Origin of the sequence: Burkholderia sp. MS455, from assembly GCF_016899445.1 — a bacterium.
GTDB classification, from domain to species: Bacteria; Pseudomonadota; Gammaproteobacteria; order Burkholderiales; family Burkholderiaceae; genus Burkholderia; species Burkholderia pyrrocinia_C.
Genome location: NZ_CP041779.1, coordinates 3,296,792 through 3,316,725, shown reverse-complemented (window position 1 = coordinate 3,316,725; position 19,934 = coordinate 3,296,792). Strand labels below are relative to the sequence as shown.

Annotated in this window: 21 protein-coding genes and 1 pseudogene; 11 read left to right on the top strand and 11 right to left on the bottom strand. The window is 68.7% G+C overall.

From position 1 onward, the window contains the following. Positions 1 to 119 precede the first annotated feature (119 nt). A complete protein-coding gene (locus FPJ27_RS34390) occupies positions 120 to 1,082 on the top strand; it encodes a LysR family transcriptional regulator (protein WP_034179216.1) in 963 nt (320 codons plus the stop codon). 122 nt (positions 1,083 to 1,204) lie between these two features. On the opposite strand, the gene FPJ27_RS34385 is transcribed toward FPJ27_RS34390, so the two are convergent. After that, positions 1,205 to 2,164: a nitronate monooxygenase family protein gene (locus tag FPJ27_RS34385; RefSeq protein WP_072437462.1), complete on the bottom strand. Its 960-nt coding sequence runs from the start codon at positions 2,162 to 2,164 to the stop codon at positions 1,205 to 1,207. 279 nt (positions 2,165 to 2,443) lie between these two features. Here FPJ27_RS34385 and FPJ27_RS34380 point away from each other — a divergent pair, with 279 nt between their 5' ends. Next, positions 2,444 to 3,340 (top strand): alpha/beta hydrolase, encoded by an 897-nt coding sequence (locus FPJ27_RS34380; protein ID WP_204424802.1) that lies wholly within the window; start codon positions 2,444 to 2,446, stop codon positions 3,338 to 3,340. Positions 3,341 to 3,370: 30 nt separating this feature from the next. On the opposite strand, the gene FPJ27_RS34375 is transcribed toward FPJ27_RS34380, so the two are convergent. After that, on the bottom strand, positions 3,371 to 3,862 hold the full coding sequence (locus FPJ27_RS34375; RefSeq protein WP_047899190.1) for an Lrp/AsnC family transcriptional regulator: 492 nt from the start codon (positions 3,860 to 3,862) through the stop codon (positions 3,371 to 3,373). A 112-nt stretch (positions 3,863 to 3,974) separates the two neighbouring features. Between FPJ27_RS34375 and FPJ27_RS34370 the strand changes: the two genes are divergently transcribed. Then, positions 3,975 to 4,877 (top strand): DMT family transporter, encoded by a 903-nt coding sequence (locus FPJ27_RS34370; protein WP_204424799.1) that lies wholly within the window; start codon positions 3,975 to 3,977, stop codon positions 4,875 to 4,877. Between the two features lie 249 nt (positions 4,878 to 5,126). Here the strand turns inward: FPJ27_RS34370 and FPJ27_RS34365 are convergent, their stop codons facing one another. The 5 genes and pseudogenes from FPJ27_RS34365 to FPJ27_RS34345 form a co-directional block, all read right to left on the bottom strand. Beyond that, complete coding sequence (locus FPJ27_RS34365) at positions 5,127 to 5,339, bottom strand: DUF1289 domain-containing protein (protein WP_072437453.1); 213 nt, start codon at positions 5,337 to 5,339, stop codon at positions 5,127 to 5,129. Beyond that, on the bottom strand, positions 5,336 to 5,842 hold the full coding sequence (locus tag FPJ27_RS34360; protein WP_204424797.1) for a YbaK/EbsC family protein: 507 nt from the start codon (positions 5,840 to 5,842) through the stop codon (positions 5,336 to 5,338). The genes FPJ27_RS34365 and FPJ27_RS34360 overlap by 4 nt, the downstream gene beginning before the upstream one ends. A 26-nt stretch (positions 5,843 to 5,868) precedes the next feature. After that, positions 5,869 to 6,801: a hydroxymethylglutaryl-CoA lyase gene (locus FPJ27_RS34355; protein WP_204424795.1), complete on the bottom strand. Its 933-nt coding sequence runs from the start codon at positions 6,799 to 6,801 to the stop codon at positions 5,869 to 5,871. 24 nt (positions 6,802 to 6,825) lie between these two features. Then, positions 6,826 to 7,767 carry a glyoxylate/hydroxypyruvate reductase A gene (locus FPJ27_RS34350; RefSeq protein ID WP_204424793.1) on the bottom strand — a complete coding sequence of 314 codons (942 nt, stop codon included), beginning with the start codon at positions 7,765 to 7,767 and terminating at the stop codon, positions 6,826 to 6,828. Between the two features lie 11 nt (positions 7,768 to 7,778). After that, positions 7,779 to 7,853, bottom strand: a pseudogene (locus tag FPJ27_RS34345) (glyoxalase); the annotation flags it as partial. A 208-nt stretch (positions 7,854 to 8,061) separates the two neighbouring features. Between FPJ27_RS34345 and FPJ27_RS34340 the strand changes: the two are divergent. Then, positions 8,062 to 8,685, top strand: coding sequence for an alpha/beta hydrolase (locus FPJ27_RS34340; RefSeq protein ID WP_204424792.1), 624 nt, complete (start codon positions 8,062 to 8,064; stop codon positions 8,683 to 8,685). Between the two features lie 38 nt (positions 8,686 to 8,723). On the opposite strand, the gene FPJ27_RS34335 is transcribed toward FPJ27_RS34340, so the two are convergent. Then, positions 8,724 to 9,008: a hypothetical protein gene (locus tag FPJ27_RS34335; RefSeq protein WP_204424791.1), complete on the bottom strand. Its 285-nt coding sequence runs from the start codon at positions 9,006 to 9,008 to the stop codon at positions 8,724 to 8,726. A gap of 167 nt (positions 9,009 to 9,175) precedes the next feature. Continuing rightward, entirely contained in the window at positions 9,176 to 10,096 is a 921-nt protein-coding gene (locus FPJ27_RS34330) for a LysR substrate-binding domain-containing protein (protein WP_204424790.1), read from the bottom strand. A 112-nt stretch (positions 10,097 to 10,208) separates the two neighbouring features. Between FPJ27_RS34330 and FPJ27_RS34325 the strand changes: the two genes are divergently transcribed. Together FPJ27_RS34325 and FPJ27_RS34320 are read left to right on the top strand one after the other, a co-directional pair. Further along, positions 10,209 to 10,847 (top strand): glutathione S-transferase N-terminal domain-containing protein, encoded by a 639-nt coding sequence (locus tag FPJ27_RS34325; protein WP_204424789.1) that lies wholly within the window; start codon positions 10,209 to 10,211, stop codon positions 10,845 to 10,847. 141 nt (positions 10,848 to 10,988) lie between these two features. Then, the gene (locus FPJ27_RS34320; protein WP_204424788.1) at positions 10,989 to 13,190 is read left to right on the top strand and encodes a TonB-dependent siderophore receptor; all 2,202 of its coding nucleotides are present in this window, start codon (positions 10,989 to 10,991) and stop codon (positions 13,188 to 13,190) included. A gap of 17 nt (positions 13,191 to 13,207) precedes the next feature. Here the strand turns inward: FPJ27_RS34320 and FPJ27_RS34315 are convergent, their stop codons facing one another. Then, on the bottom strand, positions 13,208 to 14,476 hold the full coding sequence (locus tag FPJ27_RS34315) for an MFS transporter (RefSeq protein WP_204424787.1): 1,269 nt from the start codon (positions 14,474 to 14,476) through the stop codon (positions 13,208 to 13,210). A gap of 97 nt (positions 14,477 to 14,573) precedes the next feature. Here FPJ27_RS34315 and FPJ27_RS34310 point away from each other — a divergent pair, with 97 nt between their 5' ends. From FPJ27_RS34310 to FPJ27_RS34300, 3 genes are read left to right on the top strand one after another with little or no spacing between them, the layout of a single operon-like run. Continuing rightward, positions 14,574 to 15,659 carry a LysR substrate-binding domain-containing protein gene (locus tag FPJ27_RS34310; RefSeq protein WP_204424784.1) on the top strand — a complete coding sequence of 362 codons (1,086 nt, stop codon included), beginning with the start codon at positions 14,574 to 14,576 and terminating at the stop codon, positions 15,657 to 15,659. 15 nt (positions 15,660 to 15,674) lie between these two features. Continuing rightward, the gene (locus tag FPJ27_RS34305; RefSeq protein ID WP_110281344.1) at positions 15,675 to 15,986 is read left to right on the top strand and encodes a prevent-host-death protein; all 312 of its coding nucleotides are present in this window, start codon (positions 15,675 to 15,677) and stop codon (positions 15,984 to 15,986) included. Next, complete coding sequence (locus tag FPJ27_RS34300) at positions 15,986 to 16,366, top strand: type II toxin-antitoxin system VapC family toxin (protein ID WP_204424782.1); 381 nt, start codon at positions 15,986 to 15,988, stop codon at positions 16,364 to 16,366. The genes FPJ27_RS34305 and FPJ27_RS34300 overlap by 1 nt, the downstream gene beginning before the upstream one ends. A gap of 21 nt (positions 16,367 to 16,387) precedes the next feature. Here FPJ27_RS34300 and dapA read toward each other — a convergent pair whose 3' ends face one another. After that, complete coding sequence (gene dapA / locus FPJ27_RS34295) at positions 16,388 to 17,281, bottom strand: 4-hydroxy-tetrahydrodipicolinate synthase (protein WP_204424780.1); 894 nt, start codon at positions 17,279 to 17,281, stop codon at positions 16,388 to 16,390. 452 nt (positions 17,282 to 17,733) lie between these two features. On the opposite strand from dapA, the gene FPJ27_RS34290 reads away from it, so the two are divergent. Together FPJ27_RS34290 and FPJ27_RS34285 are read left to right on the top strand one after the other, a co-directional pair. Further along, entirely contained in the window at positions 17,734 to 18,753 is a 1,020-nt protein-coding gene (locus FPJ27_RS34290) for a sulfate ABC transporter substrate-binding protein (RefSeq protein ID WP_072437433.1), read from the top strand. A gap of 192 nt (positions 18,754 to 18,945) precedes the next feature. Continuing rightward, positions 18,946 to 19,908, top strand: a complete 963-nt coding sequence (locus tag FPJ27_RS34285) for an ion channel (protein WP_204424777.1) — start codon at positions 18,946 to 18,948, stop codon at positions 19,906 to 19,908. The last annotated feature ends 26 nt before the right edge of the window (positions 19,909 to 19,934 follow it).

Genomic DNA, 19,934 nt, shown 5'->3' with positions numbered 1-19,934 from the left:
CTGTTCCATTGGAAAGCGCTCCGCGGCGCCGTTTTGCCTTTGTTGACCTTTCTGTTTCCTCGCCTTTGTTACCCTATCTCGTAATTGGACCATTCCCCCCGTCATTACGAGCTAGTTTGATGGATACCCTCGTCAGCATGAATGTGTTTCGCTACGTCGTCGAAGTGGGCAGCTTCGTCGGCGCGGCCGAGCGCATGCAGATGTCGGCTGCGATGGCGAGCAAGCACGTGATGCATCTCGAGCAGCAGCTCGGCGCGCGGCTGCTGCATCGCACGACACGCCGCGTCGCGCCTACCGAGGCGGGACGCGAATATTACGAGCGCCTCGTGCAGGCGCTGTCTGAACTCGACGAAGCCGGGCAGGCCGTCGGCGCCGCGAGCGTGGTGCCGCAGGGCCGCCTGCGCGTGACGTCGCTGTCCGCGTTCGGGCTGCGGCACGTGATGCAGGCCGTCACCGATTACGCGGGCCGGTTCCCGGACGTGACCGTCGACATGACGCTGTCCGATCGCGTGGTCGACCTGATCGAGGAAGGCTACGACGTCGCGGTGCGCGCGGCGCCGAACGGATTGAAGTCGTCGTCGCTGGTCGCACGGCAGATCGCGACCGCGCACATCCTGCTCGTCGCGTCGCCCGAGTATCTCGACAAGCACGGCACGCCCGCAACGATTGCCGATCTCGCGCATCACAACTACCTGCGGCGCGACTCGAATTCGACGATGCTCGACTCGCTCGTGATCGACGCGGCGGCCGCGTCGCGCGTGACCCTCAACGGCAACCTGATCGTGAACCATCTCGAAGGGCTGCGTGCGGCCGTGCTCGCGGGCGCGGGCATCGCGCTGCTCGGCACCGAGGTGGTCGGCGACGACATCGAATCCGGCCGGCTCGTGCCGGTGCTGCTCGATTCGGTGCCGCCGCACGAGGCGCCGATCTATGCGGTGTACGCGAGCCGCCGTCACGTATCCGCGAAGGTGCGTTCGTTCGTCGATTTCCTCGCGGCGCGTTTCGAAGGCCAGTCGCTGTGCCCGTCGATCGAGTCGCGCCTGCGCGTGCTGCCGATCACACGGATCAAGCGCGCGGGCTGAGCCGTGTCCCGCGGCGGCGGGGCGATGAAACAAAAAGCGCGAACCGCTCGGTTCGCGCTTTTTGTCTGGTCCGACGGGATTGGCGGCGGTGGCGAATGCGGCCGCAATGGCCGCCGCATCCATCAGCGTGCGATGCCGAGCCGCGCCTTCGCGTCGTCGTACTCGCGCTTCAGGCGCTCGACGAGCGCACCCACGCTCGGCAGGTCGTCCATCAGCCCGACGCCCTGGCCGGCGCCCCAGATGTCCTTCCACGCCTTCGTCTTGTCGCCGCCGAAATTCATCTTCGTCTTGTCGGATTCCGGCAGCGCTTCCGGATCGAGGCCGGCTTTCTCGATGCTCTCGCGGATGTAGTTGCCGTGCACGCCGGTGAAGAGGTTCGTATAGATGATGTCGGACGATTTCGCGTTCAGGATCGCGTGTTTGTAGTCGTCGATCGCGTGCGCTTCCTGCGTCGCGATGAAGCGCGTGCCCATGTACGCGAAATCGGCGCCCATCGCCTGCGCGGCGAGGATCGAGCCACCGTTCGCGATCGCGCCGGACAGCACGATCGGACCGTCGAAGATCTTGCGGACCTCGCCGACGAGCGCGAACGGCGACGTCGTGCCCGCGTGGCCGCCCGCGCCGGCCGCGACGAGGATCAGCCCGTCGACGCCGGCTTCGAGCGCCTTCTGCGCGTGGCGCAGGTTGATCACGTCGTGCAGCACGATGCCGCCGTAGCTGTGCACCGCGTCGACGATCTCGCGCGCCGGCGCGCGCAGGCTCGTGATGAAGATCGGCACCTTGTGCTCGACGCATACGCGCACGTCGTGCTCGAGCCGCGCGTTCGACTGGTGGACGATCTGGTTGACCGCGATCGGGCCGATCACCGCATCGGGGTGTTTCGCCTTGTGGTCGGCGAGTTCCGACTGGATCTGCGTGAGCCACTCGTCGAGCAGTTCGGCCGGACGGGCGTTGAGCGCGGGGAACGAACCGACGATGCCCGCCTTGCATTGCGCGAGCACGAGTTCGGGGTAGCTGACGATGAACATCGGCGACGCGATGACGGGCAGCGTCAGGTTCTGCAGGACGGTGGGCAATGCCATGTGATGTCTCCAGTCTCCAGGGAGGGCCGGCGCCCGCGCGGTCGCGTTGACGCCGACACCATGCTTTGCGGTCGAACGATGATTCGAGTGTAGCTGCGGAACGAGATCGTTCATATTAATACGAACGGTCGTGCGATTCTACGCGAGCTTAACAAAATGCGCGGTATGGCCGCAATCGAGTGAGTGTTCTCTTTCTACGGATTCCGGCTGCTGCCCCGCTGTGAAGATGCGCTAGCGCTCCTAAAATAGCCGCCATAACAAACCAACGAGAAATAAACCATGTCGTTTGAGGCGTTTGCACCGTTTCGCGTGACGGTGCAGGACACCGACATCTTCGGTGTCAAAGGAGGCGCGGGCCCGCCGCTCCTGTTGCTGCACGGGCATCCGCAAACCCACATGATCTGGCATCGCGTTGCCGCGACGCTCGCGAATCACTTCACGGTGATCGCCACCGACCTGCGCGGATACGGCGCGTCGGGCCGGCCGCCGAGCGACGCGCGGCACGCGCCGTATTCGAAACGCGCGATGGCGGCCGATCAGGTCGCCGTGATGCGGCATTTCGGCTTCGAGCACTTCCATGTCTGCGCGCACGATCGCGGCGCGCGTGTCGCGCACCGGCTCGCGCTCGATCACGCGGATGCCGTCGAGCGGATGATGCTGCTCGACATCGCGCCGACGCTTGCGATGTACGAGAAAACCGATCGCGCGTTCGCGACCGCGTATTTCCACTGGTTCTTCCTGATCCAGCCGGAGCCGCTGCCCGAGACGCTGATCGGCGGGCATACCGATGCGTACATCGAGCGCGTGATGGGCAACCGGTCCGCCGGGCTCGCGCCGTTCGCGCCCGAGGCGCTCGACGCGTACCGCGCCGCGCTCGCGCAGCCGGGCGCCGTGCACGCGATGTGCGAGGACTACCGCGCATCGGCGACGATCGACCTCGAGCACGACCGCGCGGATCTCGAGCGCGGCAACAAGGTCGCGTGTCCGCTGCGCGTGCTGTGGGGCGAGCACGGGATCGTCGGTCGCTGCTTCGATCCGCTCGACGAATGGCGTCGCGTCGCGCGCGACGTCAGCGGCCGCGCGCTCGAATGCGGGCACTACATTCCGGAAGAGGCGCCCGTCGCGCTGATCGACGAACTGCTCGCGTTCTTCGAGGCGCGCGACCCGGCCGCATGAGGGCGCGGGCGGGCGGCGCGGGCCGTCCGCTCAGCGGTGCGCGTTGTCGTCCTCGACGAGCGGCGGCAGGCGGCGCGGCACGGGCGTCGATTTCACGATCGCGGTGCTCGTCTCCGCGCGCTCCGTCACCTTCGACAGGATGTCGTCGAGGTGCTCGATCGTGCGCAGGTAAAGCCGGCAGATGAAGCAGTCTTCGCCGGTCACCTTGTCGCATTCGACGAATTCCGGAATCCGCCGCAGCAACTCCTCGACCAGATGCAACTGGCCCGGCAGCGGCTTCACGCGGACGATCGCCTGCAGCGTGTAGCCGAGCGCGCGCGGGTCGAGCTCGACGGTGAACGCGGCGATCACGCCTTGCGCCTCGAGCCGCCGCACGCGGTCGGCGGTCGCGGGCGCCGACAGCCCGATCTGCCGCGCGAGCTCGCTGGTCGCGATGCGCGCGTCGTCGGCCAGCGCAGCGAGGATCGCGCGGTCGGTCGCGTCGAGCGACGCGACGGCAGGTGGGGAAAGGCGTTTCGGCATGATCGCTTTGCTTTCGAAGGTAAATCGGCTGATTCACTTCAGTTTAGCCGTGGTTTCGGCGAAAGCAAGTTTCTAGAATCGAAGTCATCCACTCTCATCAACGGAGTTCAAGATGGCCTCGAATGAAATTCGCCGCGGTGCCGCCGAGATGGTCGTCGCGATGATGATGTCCGGCACGATCGGCTGGCTCGTGATGTCGTCGCGGCAGCCGCTGACGAACGTCGTGTTCTTCCGCTGCCTGTTCGGCGCCGCGACGCTTGCGATCGTCTGCGCGGCGTTCGGCTTCCTGCGCCGCTCGCTGTTTTCGCCGCGGATGCTCGCGCTCGCGACGCTCGGCAGCGTCGCGATCGTCGCGAACTGGCTGCTGCTGTTCGCCGCCTATTCGCGCGCGTCGATCTCGATGGCGACCGCCGTCTACAACACGCAGCCGTTCATGCTCGTCGCGCTCGGCGCGATCGTGTTCCGCGAACGGATCACCGCGTCGACGATCGCGTGGCTCGCGCTCGCGTTCGCCGGGCTCGTCTTCGTGGTGCGCGTCGAGCCGGCCGTGCTCGCGGTGCCGGGCGAATATCTGGAAGGCGTCGCGCTGTCGCTCGGCGCGGCATTCCTGTACGCGATCTCGTCGATCGTCACGAAGCATCTGAAGGGCACGCCGCCGCATCTGCTCGCGCTGCTGCAGGCCGGCCTCGGGATCGTGCTGCTCGCGCCGTTCGCGCACTTCGATACGCTGCCCGCGACTGCCGGGCAATGGCTCGACCTCGTCGTGCTCGGCGTCGTGAACACGGGCCTGATGTATGTGCTGCTGTACGGCGCGATCCAGAAGCTGCCGACCGCGATGACCGGCGCGCTGTCGTTCGTGTATCCGGTCGTCGCGATCGTCGTCGATCGCGTTGCGTTCGGGCAGACGCTCGCGTGGACGCAGGTGTTCGGCGCGCTGCTGATCCTGCTTGCGGCGGCCGGCGTGAATCTCGGCTGGCGCATCGTGCCCACGCGTCGCACGGCGGTCGGCAACTGAAACCGTACGATTTGGCGCCGCGACGGGGTATCGCCGCGGCTCGCCGGGGGATTTCAGGAACGCGGATTGCGCTCGGATTGCGTTCGAAATGGGCCCGCGCGCACGCGCGAAAGACGCTGTAAGAAGTTGTAGGGAAACACCCGATGCGATGCGGCCGCGTCGCTCGTATCATGCGGGCTGTGACGTTGATCACGTTCACAGGATTCCGATCTCGATGCCGTTCGCCCGTGAGGCTGAACGGCTCTTTTTTTATGTGCCGCTCCCGGCGAGCATGCGCCGCCGCGCATCGAGCCGCGCGAGCAGCGCGCGCCTCGCGTCGTCGTCCGACGCACGCCATCCCTTGATCTCGTCGCGCGTGCGCAGGCAGCCCGCGCACCAGTCGGTGCGCGGATCGATCCTGCAGACGTCCGTGCACGGCGATGCGACCGTGCCGACCGGTACCGACACCGGTACGTCGCTCATGCGTTGTCCCGCAATGCGACGTCCGCGACCGGCGCACCCGTCAGCGACACGAGTTCGTGCGGCGACAGGTTGAACACCGCGTGCGGATGGCCGGCGGCCGCCCACAGGCTGTCGAGCTCGAGCAGGTCGGCATCGATCAGCGTGACGGGTTCGACGAGATGGCCGATCGGGCAGACGCCGCCGATCGCATAGCCGGTGTTGTCGCGCACGAACTTCGCGTCCGCGCGGCCCACTGCGCCGACCTGCGCGGCGACCTTCTTCTCGTCGACGCGGTTGACGCCGCTCGCGACCACGAGCACGGGCGCGTCGTCCGACTGCCGGCGAAACAGGATCGACTTCGCGATCTGCGCGACCGAGCAGCCGAGCCCGGCTGCCGCCTCGGCCGACGTCTTGCCGGTTCCGGCGAGCATCACGATGCCTTTCGCATGGCCGCGCTCGCGCAGCAGCAGCGCGACTCTTCGCGCGGAATCGGGGAGGGAATCGAATGAAGCAGGTGTCGTCATGTTGAGGAATCCATGGAATGCCGGGGTCAGACGCAGTTCGCGGCGTCGGCCGCGCTCTGCGCCTTGGCGAGCAGCGCGCGACCGGCGCGCGACACGTTCGTGCGGCCGATCGCGTTCGAGATGAAGTCGCCGGCGGCGACGACCTGCGCGAGATCGACGCCGGTGTCGATGCCGAGGCCCTGCATCAGGTACAGCACGTCCTCGGTCGCGACGTTGCCGGTCGCGCCCTTCGCGTACGGGCAGCCGCCGAGGCCGGCGACCGACGCGTGAAAGATCTCGATCCCTTCGAACAGCGCAGCGTAGATGTTCGCGAGCGCCTGGCCGTAGGTGTCGTGGAAGTGGCCCGACAGGCGCTCACGCGGGAACACGCGCGTGACGGCCGACAGCACTTCGCGCGTGCGCTTCGGCGTGCCGACGCCGATCGTGTCGGCGATGTCGATCTCGTCGCAGCCGAGCGCCGCGAAGCGTTCGACCACGTCGACGACCGACGCGACCGGCACCTCGCCCTGGTACGGGCAGCCGAGCGTGCACGACACGCTGCCGCGCAGTCGCAGGCCCGCATCCTTCGCGGCCTTCGCGACGGGCTCGAAGCGCGCGATGCTCTCGGCGATGCTGCAGTTGATGTTCCGCTGCGAGAACGCCTCGCTCGCCGCGCCGAAGATCACGACTTCGTCGGCGCGCGCGGCGAGCGCATTCTCGAAGCCCTTCAGGTTCGGCGTGAGCACCGAGTACACGGTGCCCGCGCAGCGCTCGATGCCGGCCATCACGTCGGCGCCGTCGGCCATCTGCGGCACCCATTTCGGCGACACGAACGACGCGGCTTCGATGTTGCGGAAGCCGGCGCGCGACAGGCGGTCGACGAGCGCGATTTTCACGTCGGTCGGCACGAAGGTCTTCTCATTCTGCAGCCCGTCGCGCGGGCCGACTTCGACGATCTTGACGGCGGTGGGGAAGCTCATGGTTGTCTCCGGTTTTGTCTGTATTCAGTAGCCGCGCGCGTAGTCGACGATGCCGCCGACGCGCTCGCCGCGCTCGAATGCGCGGATCTTGCCGGCGATCTGCTCGACGGCCTCAGCGCGCAGCGTTTCGGCCGAGCTGTGCGGCGTGATCGTGATGCGCGGCGCGCGCCAGAACGGATGGTCGTCCGGCAGCGGTTCGTGCTGGAACACGTCGAGCGTCGCCGCGGCGATCCGGCCGCTCGCGAGCGCGTCGAGCAGGTCGGCCTCGACGAGATGCGTGCCGCGCGCGACGTTGACGACGTACGCGCCGGGCGCGAGTCGCGCGAACGCGCGCGACGACAGGATGCCGTCGGTGTCGGGCGTGCTCGGCAGCAGGTTGACGAGCACCTTCGCACCGTCGATGCACGCATCGAACGCGCCGTCGCCGGCGAAGGTCGCGATGCCGTCGAGCTGCTTCGCGCCGCGGCTGTAGCCGCGCACCGGCAGGCCGAGCGCGGCGAGCGCGAGCGCGACCTGCGCGCCGAGCACACCGAGGCCGAGCACGGCGACGGTGAACGTTGCGCGCGGATGCGGTTCGAGCGGGTGCCAGCGGCGCTCGCGTTGCTGCGCGTCGTATTCGTCGAAACGGCGCAGGTAGCGCAGTACCGCGTGCGTCACGTATTCGACCATCTGCCGTGCCATGCCCGAATCCTCGAGCCGCACGAGCGGCACGTGCGCGGGCAGCGTGCCCGGATGCGCGCGGTCGAGCGCGAGCAGCGCGTCGACGCCCGCGCCGAGGTTGAAGATCGCGCGCAGGCCGTCGCGCGGCGCGAAGAACTCGCGCGGCGCGCGCCATACGAGCGCGTAGTCGGCGGCGGCCGTGTCGCCCGGCTGCCATGCGCGCAGTTCGGCTTCCGGCAGCGCGTGCGCGATCTCGTCGCGCCATGCGGCGGCTTCCTGGTGCGGGGAGTAGAACAGGATCTTCATTGCGTGACTTCGCGCGCGCCGGCGAGGCTCGTCACGGGAAAGGCGAGAGGGGCCGGGCGCAGCGCGCCGGCGGGCGTAGCGGACATCGGGCGTCTCCTGACGACCGGGCCCGGCGCGTCGACGCCGGGCCCGGTTCCGTGTGAAGCTGACGGGAAGCCCACATTCTACGGTTTCGACGCGAATCGCGCCGTCGCGCGGGCCGGCGCGCGCAAAAGCAAAGCACAAAATATTGGTTCGGCCGCCGGGCGCCGCGCGCCACAATCGAAACTCGTCTTCAAGCAAGCGAGGGCAATCATGCGCGCATGCAGCAAATCGGCGTGGCCGCCGCGGCTCGTCACCGTACCGGGCCTGCACGGCAGCGAAGGCGCTCACTGGCAGACCTGGCTCGAGCGGCAGTTCCCGCGCTCGCTGCGCGTCGAGCAGGACGACTGGGACGCGCCCGATCTCGCGCGCTGGGCGCAGTCCGTGCGCGCGCTGCTCGACCGCGAGCGCGGCCCGTTCGTGCTCGCCGCGCACAGCTTCGGCTGCCTTGCGGCCGCGCATGCGCTGGCGCAGTGGCCGCATACGGGCGATGTCGCGGGCGTGCTGCTCGTCGCGCCCGCCAGTCCGAAGAAATTCACGTTTGCCGGGCCGTTCGACGCACGCCGGCTCGCGGTGCCGTCGATCGTGATCGGCAGCGAGACCGATCCGTGGATGCTGCTCGCCGATGCGCGGGCGCTCGCGCAGCGCCTGGGCAGCGCGTTCGTGAACCTCGGCGACGCCGGGCACATCAATACGGCAGCCGGCTTCGGGCCGTGGCCGCGCGCGAAGTACTTCGTCGACACGCTCGTCCATTGCGCGGCGCCGCTGCGCTTTCGCGATGCGGACGACGGCTTCGAGACCGCGCTCGTCGACCGCGCGCTCGCGCACGCGGTCTGACCACCTCGGTTCTGCGGTCGGGGGCGGAAACGGCGCGATCAGCCCGGCGAAGATGCAGCGGCGGCCGACGCGGCCGCGTTCGACGCGGGCTTCGCATCGTCGTCGTCATCGGGCGGGTAGTGCACGACGGACGGTGCGAGCGGCGCGGCATCGGACGCGGCGGCATTCGCGGTCGCATTGCTGTTGAATGCGCTGGCGGAGCCGCTCGATGCGCCGGCCTGCTGCGAGGCGTCGGCCGCGTGCGCGTCGTGCGGCGCGTCGTCGCTGCAGGCGGCGACCAAAGCGGCGGCACAAAGAACGACGACGGCGGAAACGCGACGCATGACTTCTCTCCTGGCAGGCTGATCGGGAAACGTTTTCGAGTATGCCGATACGATGCGACGTTTCGGTGAATCGTTTGCGATCGGTGTGTGATCGCGAAACGCTTTCGTCAAATTAACGGATTACTTTCGCGTGCGTGCGGCCATCGCCGACCGCCGACCGCCGGCTGTCAGCGCCGCGGTGTCCTGCGCCGTACTTCGCTGCGCAGCCAGTCGAGCCAGGTGCGGATCGCCGCTTCGTGCGGATGGCCGGGGCGCCACACGACGTAGTGCGCATACACGTCGGTCACGCGCACCGTCGACACGCGCACGAGCGTGCCGGCCGCGAGTTCGGGCTCGATCAGCGAGCGGCGTGCGAGTGCGACGCCGCGCCCTTTCAGCGTCGCGTCGATCAGCGCGTTCGCATCGGTGAAGCGCGGCGCGCGCGCGGATTCGGTGAGGTCGAGCCGCGCGGCCTGGAACCACGGTTCCCACGGCTGCGCGGGATGGCGCAGCAGCGTCGCGCGCACGAGATCGGCCGGCGCGCGCGGCGCGACGCCGTCGCGATTGCGGTACACGGGGCTCGCGACCGGAAAGATCGTCTCGTTCATCAGTTTCTCGGCGACGACGCCCGGCCACGTGCCGGGCCCGTAGCGCAGCGCGACGTCGATGCGGTCGCGCTTGCGCAGCGGCGCGAGCGTCGCGTCCGGGTGCAGCGCGATCGCGATGTGCGGATGCGCGGCCGAGAAGCGCGGCAGGCGCGGCGCGAGCCAGCGCTCGGCGACGCTCGGCAGCACGCTCACGTTCAGCGTGACGTCGCAGGTGCGCGGGCGGCTGCGCACGGCGAGCGTCGGCTCGAATGCGCGTTCGAGCACGTTCAGGCCCTGACGCACCTGCAGCGCGAGCGCGTGCGCGGCGTGCGTCGGTGTCGCGCCGTTGCGCTCGCGCGTGAAGAGCGGATAGCCGAGCTGCGCCTCGAGCGTGCGGATGTGCTGGCTGACCGCGCCTTGCGTGAGTGCGAGTGCGTCGGCCGCGCGCGTGAAGCTCTGCAGCCGCACGGCGGCCTCGAACGCGCGCAGCGTCTGCAGCGGAGGGAGGTGGATGCGTCGCATGCGGATATTAGTAACACTAATGTCCGAGCACGACAATTCATCGTTTGCGGCGCCCGGCCACGCGTTCCTACACTCGGTTCCGTCTTCCACAGCCCGGTCGGGCCACACCATCATGAACGCATACCGTCTCTATCTTTCGCCGGGCGCCTGCTCGCTTGCCGCTCACATCGCGCTGGAGGAAACCGGCGCGCCGTTCGACGTCGAGATCGTCTCCCTGCAGAAACAGCAGAACCTCGAAGCGCGCTATCTCGCGATCAACGCGAAGGCGCGCGTGCCCGTGCTCGCGATTCCGGGCGAGCCGCGCGTGCTCACCGAAACGCCCGCGATCCTCACGTATCTCGCGCGCCGTTATCCGGATGCGCGATTGCTGCCGCTCGACGATCCGCTGCGTGAGGCGCGCTGCCACGAATGGCTCGCCTGGCTGGTCGGCTGGGTGCATGGCGTCGGCTACGGCGCGCTGTGGCGGCCGGGCCGCTTCATCGGCGACCCGGCCCTGCACGGTGCGGTCAGCACGCACGGGCGCGGCACGATCGATGCCGCGAACGAGAAGATCGAAGCCGCGCTCGCTGACGGCCGCACATGGGCCGAACCGGGCGGCCATTCGATCGTCGATCCGTTCCTGCTCGTGCTGTATCGCTGGGGCGTCGCGATCGGGCTCGACATGACGCGGCATCCCGCGTGGACCGCCCATGCGCAGCGCGAGGCCGAACGGCCGGCCACGCGGCGTGCGCTGGCGCGCGAGGCGGGCTGACGGCGCGAGCACGCCCGATCGGTCGCGCGCCGGTTTCGTCTCCGGGTTCGTTCGCATAACGAAATTCGAACACGTCCAATTGCCATGCCATGTTCATTCATATTGAATGAGAATCATTCTCGTCAATGAGGTGGAATGAACATGAGTCTTTGCATTGTGTCGAGCGCGACGCCGCCGCGTCGCGCGACTGCTTCCGTCGCGTTCGCGATGATGACCTGTGCGGCCGCACCGGCGTGCGCGGAAGAGGCTGACCCGCGGCAGGCGCCGCACCTGAGCCCGATCTTCGTGCAGGGCGACCGCGACACCGGTTCGCGCGTCGACCGCTCCGGCTCCGCGAAATACGCGACGCCGCTGCTCGACGTGCCGCAGACGATCACCGTCGTGCCGCGCGCGGTGCTCGACGAGCAGCAGGCGCTGAGCCTGCGCGAAGCGCTGTCGAACGTCGCGGGCATCACGTTCAACGCGGGCGAGGGCGGGGGCGGGTCGGGCGACATGTTCAACATCCGCGGCTTCGGCGCGAGCGCGAACCTGCAGCTCGACGGCCTGCGCGACAGCGCGCAGAACAATCGCAGCGACCTGTTCAACGTCGAGGCGGTCGAGGTGATCAAGGGGCCGAACTCGGTGTTCGGCGGCGCGGGCACCACGGGCGGTTCGGTGAATCTGGTCAGCAAGGCGCCGAAGGCCGGCGCATTCACGGAAGCCGGTGCGACGCTCGGCACGTCCGACTACCGGCGCGTGACGCTCGATGCGAACCGGCCGCTGCCGGGCACCGACGGCAGGACCGCGTTCCGCCTGAACGCGATGGCGCACGTCAACGATGTGCCGGGCCGCGACGACATCAGCAAGCGGCGCTGGGGCGTCGCGCCATCGCTCGCGTTCGGCCTCGGCACGCCGACGCGCGTCACGCTCGGCTATTTCCACCAGGACGACAACAACCTGCCCGACTACGGACTGCCCGCGCACAACGGGCAGGTGCTGGGCGGCGTGTCGCGCGACAGCTATTTCGGCTGGCGCAATCTCGACCGCGAACGCATCACGTCCGACACGTTCACCGTGAAGGCCGAGCACGACGTGTCGTCGAACCTGAAGCTGCAGAACCTGAGCCGCTATGCGCACCTGCATCGCGACACGGTGATCTCCGCGTCGCACGTGAACCTGCAGGGGCTGCCGCCCGGGCGCTACAAACCGGCCGGGCCGCAGGGTTACGGCCGCGATGCGTCGACGGCGATGTGGGCGAACCAGACGAACGTCACGAGCACGTTCGGCACGTTCGGGCTAGGGCACACGCTCGTTGCAGGCTTCGAGATCTCGCGGGAAACGTACGACCGCACGACCTATTCATATGGGCTCAACCGGTTCTACCCGGCCGGCGGTTTCCCGCTCGCCGCGCCGCCCGGCGACTGGCGCGGCCCCGCGCAGCGCCAGGACAGCGCGCACAACGACACGGCGCTGGTCGTGAAGGCGCTCTACGCGTTCGACACGATCGCGCTCGGCCGGTACTGGGACGTCGACGTCGGGCTGCGGCACGACTGGATCGACGGCCGCTCGGAAGGCACGCCGGCCGGCAAGCCGACCGAGCGCGCAGACAGCGCCGACCGTCACCTGAGCACGCGCGCCGGGCTCGTGTTCAAGCCGACCGACAACGGCCGTGCGTATTTCGCGTACGGCACGTCGTTCAATCCGTCCGCCGAGTTTCTCGTCACGACGGGCTCGGGCGTGAGCGCGGCGACGGGCGCGCTCGCGCCCGAGAAGAACGAGAGCTTCGAACTCGGCGCGAAATGGGAGGGACTTGCCGGCGTCGCGCTGAACGGCGCGCTGTTCCAGACCGAAAAGAAGAACGCGCGCGAACGGATGGCCGACGGCAGCTACGCGCTCGTGGGCCGGCAGCGCGTGCGCGGCGTCGAGCTTGGTGCCGCCGGCAAGGTGACGCCGCGTTGGGACGTGTTCGCGAACTACACGTATTTGGCGAGCGTCACGCTGAGTTCGCCGTCTTCGCCACGCCGCGACGGGCAGGCGCTCGGCAACACGCCGCGGCACGCGTTCAATCTGTGGACGACCTATCGGCTGCCGGCCGGCTGGACGGTGGGCTACGGTTCGCATTTCGTCGGCCGGCGCAACGTGACGTCGCAAGGCGACGGCCAGCTTGGCGCGTACTGGGTGCACAACCTGATGGCCGGTTACGACGTGAGCCGCCGGCTGCGTTTCCAGCTGAACGTCGACAACCTGTTCGACCGCGCATATGTCGAGCGGGTGCGGCAGGTGTCGGGAAGCGAATCGCGATCGTCCGCGGTCGAGTTCGGCGACGGTCGCTCGGCGATGCTGTCGGCCGTGTACAAGTTCTGACGGTTTGCGCGTGCCCGCTACCGCGAGAACAGCGGATAGGTCGCGCCGGCGACCAGCGCGGCCGCGAGCCAGACGACGCTCCACGAACTGACGGCGAGCAACGGCGGAATCGCGAGCGGCGTCGCGAACAGCCCGAGGTAGACGATCGTGTTCGCCATCCCGAGCGCGGTGCCCGCGTGGTTCGCGCCGGCGAGCGTCGCGAGCTCCGTATACGCGACGCCATGCCATGCCGATACGCAGACGCCCGCGAACACGAGAATCGCGACGATCGCTGCGAGCGGCACGTGCGGGCTGCCGGCCGTCGCGGCTGCAAGCAGCGCGAACGACCCGGCGGCGACGAGCACCGAACCGCGCAGGTACGCGCGGCGGTTGCCGTGCCGGTCGGTATGACGGCCGCTCCAGACGCGCATCACCATCGCGCCGAGCTGCAGCGCGACCATCGCCGCGCTGATGCCGGCGAGGCCGAGCCGGCCGAAGTCGTGCAGGAACACCGTCGCGAACGTGAGCACCGCGAACTGCGGCGTGCACAACAGGCCCATGCCGAGCACGATGCGCCACACGCGGCCGCTCGCGAGCGGGCCGCGCGCATGCCGGGCGGGCTGCTGCTGTTCGACGGGACGATGCACGGTGCCGTGCACGGCGGCCGGCGCGGCGGGCGGTTCGTGCAGCCAGCGCCAGGTCAGCGCGGCCGATCCCGCGCACAACAGCATCAGCGCACCGAACACCGCGGCGAAACCCAGGTGCGACGCGAGCGACGGCAGCAGTGCCGCGCCGATGCCGCCGCCGAGCGGCACGGCCGTCTGGCGGATGCTCATCGCGAGGCCGCGTTCGCGCTCGCCGAACCAGCGCATCACCGCCCGCCCGCTCGACCCGTTCACGCTGCCGCCAAGCAGGCCGACGCAGCTCATCATCGCGACGACACGCATCAGCGGCGGCACCGCGTGCGCGGTCGGGACGATCGTGCACACCATCAGCGCGAGCATCGCGGCCGTCGCGACGAGCCCGCTCAGCAGCACGCGGCGATCGCCGAAGCGGTCGGCGGCGATCCCCCAAGGCAGCTCGGATAGCGCGACGCCGAAGCCGAGCGCACCGAGCACGAGGCCGAGCGCGCCGTTGTCGAGGTGATAGGCCGTGCGCATCCACACGGCGGTGGTCGGAATGCCGGCCGCGGCGGCCGAAAAGCTCATGTTCGCGGCGACGCCGGCCGCCAGCACGCGCCAGCGGTGGGCGGGGCCGCGCGCGTCGCGGGTGGGCGAGGTCGGGGAAGCGATGCAGATGGTATCCATGGTGGCAGGCCCAATTGGAAATTGACATCGACAGTCTGGCGGCCTACATTCATCCTGAAAATCGGAAAGTTTTTGATGAATCGTTCGGTAAAACAGGATGATTGACGTGCCCGGACAAGACCTTCCCCGTGGCGGCGGCGAGCCGCCCGCAATGGCCGATGCCGCGCAGGCCCGGCCCAATTTCGACGTGGCGGCGCTGCGCAGCCTCGTCGCGGGCGTGGATCTCGGCAGTTTCGCGAAGGCGGCCGACCGTGTCGCGCGCTCGTCGTCGGCGGTGAGCGCGCAGATCCGCAAGCTCGAGGAGCAGGCCGGCACGCCGCTGTTCGTGAAAGCCGGGCGTGGGCTCGCGCTGACCGATGCCGGCGACGCGATGCTGCGTTATGCGCGCCGGATGATCGAACTGAACGACGAGGCGGCCGCGGCCGTGCGCGGCGTGAATCTCGACGGCTGGGTGCGCGTCGGGCTGCAGGAGGACTTCGGCGAGGCGATCCTGCCCGACGTGCTCGGGCGATTTGCGCGCGCGCATCCGAAGGTGCGGATCGAGGCGCGCGTGGCGCGCAATGCCGAACTGCTCGACCGGCTCGATGCGAACCAGCTCGATCTCGCGCTGGTGTGGGGCGACCCGGCGTCGGCGGCGCTCGTGTCGCGGGCAGGGATCGACAGCGAAGCGATCGCGCAGGTGCTGATGCAATGGATCGGCGCGGTGGGCGCGGGCGGTTTCGGGATGCCGGACGGCGGCGGGGAGGGTGCGGAAGACGGTGCGGCACCGGTTGCGCGCGGCGAAACGGGCGGCGAAGCGGGCGGCCGTGCCGTGCGCGCGCCTGGCGAGCCGCTGCCGCTCGTCGTGTTCGACCGGCCGTGCCGGTTCTTCGGCGCGGCAACCGATGCGCTCGACCGCGCGGGCGTGCCGTGGCGCGTCGCGTTCACGACGCCGAGCCTCGCCGGGCTATGGGCGGCGGCGGCAGCCGGCCTCGGGCTGACGGTGCGCTCGCACTACGGGCTGCCCGCGTCGGTGCGCGTGCTCGACGCGGCGTCGTCCGGGCTGCCGGAACTGCCGAGCCTGCCGCTGATCCTGCTGCGGCGCACGTCGTCGGCGACGCCGACCGTCGACCGGCTCGCGCGGATCGTGACGCAGGCGGTGCGGGATGCGACGGAGGGGGCGGTGGCGGCGCTGGCGGCCTGATACGGGTCGACTGGCATGCGTTCAGCTGAACGTTCGGCCTATTGGAGCAACGGGGCGAATGTCGCGACAATGGTGATCACTCAATGGACGGAGCTCATCATGCAAGTCGCAAACCTCCAGGAAGCCTCGCTCGATCTGCAGCGGCTGGTCGATGCCGCGATCGCGGGCGAACGCGTCGTGATCATGCAGGACGGCAAGCAGTCGGTCCGGCTCGTGCCGCTCAGGCCAATTCATTCATTCGGCGCCCTCGAGGGGCAGATATGGATCGCCGATGACTTCGACGCACCGCTTTCCGCCGAAGAGCTTGCCGCGTTCGTAGGGAAGTAATGAGGCTGCTGTTCGATACGCACATCTTTCTGTGGGCGCTGGCGAACGATCCAAAACTGAGCGTTCGTGCGCGTAATCTGATCACCGCTGCCGACGAAGTGTTCATCAGCAGCGCGAGCATCTGGGAAGTGGCGATCAAGGCAGGGAAGGGAAAGCTGGACGTCGATGTGGATCGGTTGGTCGACAGGATCGACGCGAACCAGTACCGCGAACTGCCGGTTCGGGCCGCGCACGGCGCGGCCGTGCGCCATCTGCCCCATTATCATCTCGACCCGTTCGACCGGCTGCTTGTCGCGCAAGCGCGGTACGAACCGCTGCTGCTTATCATCGCGGACGGCCATCTTTCGCAGTATGGCGCGTCGCGGATTCTGACGGTCTGAAACAGTTTTTGGAGCGAAATCCTACGCTGCCGCGACAGCTTGCGCAGACGCTTCCAGTTCGGCACAAAGCTTGGCCAGCCGCTCCCGCAACCCGTCGCTCGCTGGCACGAACGGCAGCCGCAACCCGTCCTCGCACCATCCTTGCGCGGCGAGCACGGCCTTCACAGGCGCAGGGTTCGGCTCCGCGAACAGCGCCGCGACGAGCGGCTGCAGCGCGACCGACAGGCGCCGCGCATCGGCGAGCCGCCCGTCGCGCAGCAGCGCATGGATGCGCACATGCCATTCGGGCAGCACGTGCGCGCTGCTGGCAATCGCGCCGTGCGCACCGGCGCACAGTGCCGCGAAGTTCTGGTTGTCGTCGCCGGACAGGATCGCGAGCGGCGTGTCGTGCACGAGCCGGCTCATCCGGTCGAGCGTGCCGCCGCATTCCTTGATGCCCGCGACGCGCGGGTCGCGCGCGAGCGCCTGCAGCGTTTCCAGTTCGACGTTCACGCCGGTGCGGTACGGGATGTTGTAGACGAGCACCGGCAGGTCGGCCGCGTCGACGATCGCCTCGACATGGCGGCGGATGCCGTCCTGCGTCGGCCGCACGTAGACGGGCGGCGTGACGAGCAGCCCGTCGGGCCGCAGCGCGGCGAGTTCGCGCGCGCGGGCCGCCGCGACATGCGTCGCGCTCGCGGTCAGCCCGACGACGATCGGCAGGCCAGGCGCCGCGTCGCGCAGCGTCGCGAACACGGCGTCCTGTTCGCGCGCGTCGAGCAGCACGCCTTCACCGGTCGTCGCGCCCGCGACAAAGCCGGCGATGCCCGCGGCCGCATAGTGGCGCGCGAGCCGCGCGAGCGCCGCATGATCGACTTCGCCGTGGTGGAACGGCGTGACGATCGGCAGCCAGATACCTTCGAAACGTGTGTGCATGCAAAGCCTCATGGTGGAAACGGAGTGGGAAGGAACCGTTCCGCCGGCGGAGTGCCGGAACGAGGCATGCGGGCAAGGAGAAAGAAACGACCTGCGGGCGTCCCGTCCGGCATTCGCCTGACGGGACGCGACGTCCCCGTCAGTCGAGGAGTCGTTTTTTCAGTTTCAGCCCGGCCGCGCGCGCACCTGCCGCGACGGCGGCGAGGATCGGGAGCGAGCGCAGGGCAGCGGACATGGATGAACCGTGAAGTGGGCTGAACGGCGATCTTAACACCGGATCTGACGCGTGCGCGAGCGTCAGCCGCCGTTTAGCAGGATTCGAGATTTGCTTTCCACGACTGATTGGAAAGCGCGCCGCGGCCGGCCGCTAGAATGCCCGCTTACGTTTCGATGACAGCGCGTACGCGTGCCGTCACGCACATTCACCACCACTGGAAACGGGGCATATCACGATGGCAAGCATCAAGGGAATCGGCCGCTGGCTGCATACGGGCGCGGCGGCGGCGCTGGTCGTGGCGGCGACGGTTGCGCACGCGGACACGTCGATCCTGAACGTGTCGTACGACGTGACGCGCGAGCTGTACAAGGACATCAATGCGAGCTTTGCCGCCGCGTACAAGCAGAAGACCGGCGAGACGGTCGCGCTCAAGCAGTCGCACGGCGCGTCGAGCGCGCAGGCGCTGTCGGTGCTGCAGGGGCTGCAGGCCGACGTCGTGACGATGAACCAGCCGAACGACATCGACCTGCTCGCCGAGCGCGGCCAACTGCTGCCGAAGGACTGGCGCGCGCGCTTCCCGGACAACAGCTCGCCGTACTCGACGACGATGGTGTTCCTCGTGCGCAAGGGCAACCCGAAGGCGATCAAGGACTGGAGCGATCTCGCGAAGCCCGGCGTCCAGGTGATCATCGCGAACCCGAAGACGTCGGGCAACGGCCGCTACGCGTATCTCGCCGCGTGGGGCTTCCAGAAGCAGAAGGGCGCGACCGACCAGCAGGCGCTCGACTTCGAGAAGGCGATCTTCCGCAACGTGCCGGTGCTCGACTCGGGCGGCCGAGGCGCGACGACGACGTTCACGCAGCGCGGCATCGGCGACGTGCTGGTCACGTTCGAGAACGAAGTCGCGCTGATGGATACCGGCGCGTCGGGCGCGCAGTTCGACGCCGTGTATCCGTCGGCGAGCATCCTCGCGGAGCCGCCCGTCGCCGTCGTCGACAAGGTCGTCGACAAGAAGGGCACGCGCAAGGTCGCGCAGGCGTATCTCGACTACCTGTACACGCCGGAAGCGCAGGAGATCATCGCGCAGCATCATCTGCGCCCGCGCGACGCGAACGTGCTGAAGAAGCATGCGGCCGAGTTCAAGTCGCTGAAGACGTTCAGCGTCGAGCAGGTCTTCGGCAGCTGGGCGAACGCGCAGAAGACCCATTTCGCCGACGGCGGCACGTTCGACCAGGTGATCGTCGACCGGAAGTGATAACGGCGCGCACCGCGCGCTTGTCCGCACGATGACGATGCAGCCGGCTGCTTTCATGCGGCCGGTTTTTTTCGACGCTGCGCGGCCGCACGCGTCCGGCGGCGCGGCAAATTTCCATTCCGAATCGGCGCGCATTCCCGGCCGCCGCCGCGCGTGCTACGCTCATCGCCTTCCTGCAACCGGCATCGCGCGATGAACGTCGATTCGTCCTCCCCCGCTTCCCGCGGCCGTGGCCGCAAGATCTGGTCGGGCACCCGCCCGGTGATCGCGTACGGGATGCCGCCGCTCGGCTGGCGCGACTTCTATCACCGCGCGCTGACGGTGAGCTGGCCCGTGTTCTTCCTGTCGCTCGCGGTGCTGTTCCTGCTGCTCAACGGCGGCTTCGCGATGCTCTACATGCTTGGCCACGCGCCGATCGCGAACCAGTCGCCGGCCGGGTTCGGCGGCGCGTTCTTCTTCAGCGTCGAGACGCTCGCGACCGTCGGCTACGGCGACATGCATCCGCAGACCACTTATGCGCACCTGGTCGCGACATTCGAGATCTTCGTCGGGATGTCGAGCATCGCGCTGGCCACGGGGCTCGTGTTCGCGCGGTTTTCCCGGCCGCAGGCGAAGATCCTGTTCGCGCGCTATGCGATCGTGCGGCCGCTGAACGGCCGAATGACGCTGATGGTGCGCGCCGCGAATGCGCGTCAGAACGTGATTGCCGAGGCGCAGGCGAAATTGCGGCTGATGCGTGTCGAAGGCACGCACGAGGGCTACTCGCTGCGCAAGATCCACGACCTGCCGCTCGTGCGCAGCGAGCATCCGATCTTCCTGCTCGGCTGGAACCTGATGCACGTGATCGACGAATCGAGCGCGCTGTTCGGCGAGACGCCCGAATCGCTCGCCGCGCGCGACGCGTCGCTGCTGATCACGATCGAGGGCTCGGACGAGACGACCGCGCAGGTCATGCAGGCGCGTTACTCGTGGGCGCACGGGGAGATCCGCTGGCGTCACCGCTATGTCGACCTGATGCACGACGAAGACGGCATCACGCACATCGACTACACGCATTTTCACGACATAGTGCCGGTCGACGCCGACACCGACGAGCGCGGTTCGCCGGGCGTGGTGGTCGACGCGGGCGCGGCGGCGCAGGGGCCGGCTGCGTAGGTGTGCTCGAGGGGCGGCGGGCGCCG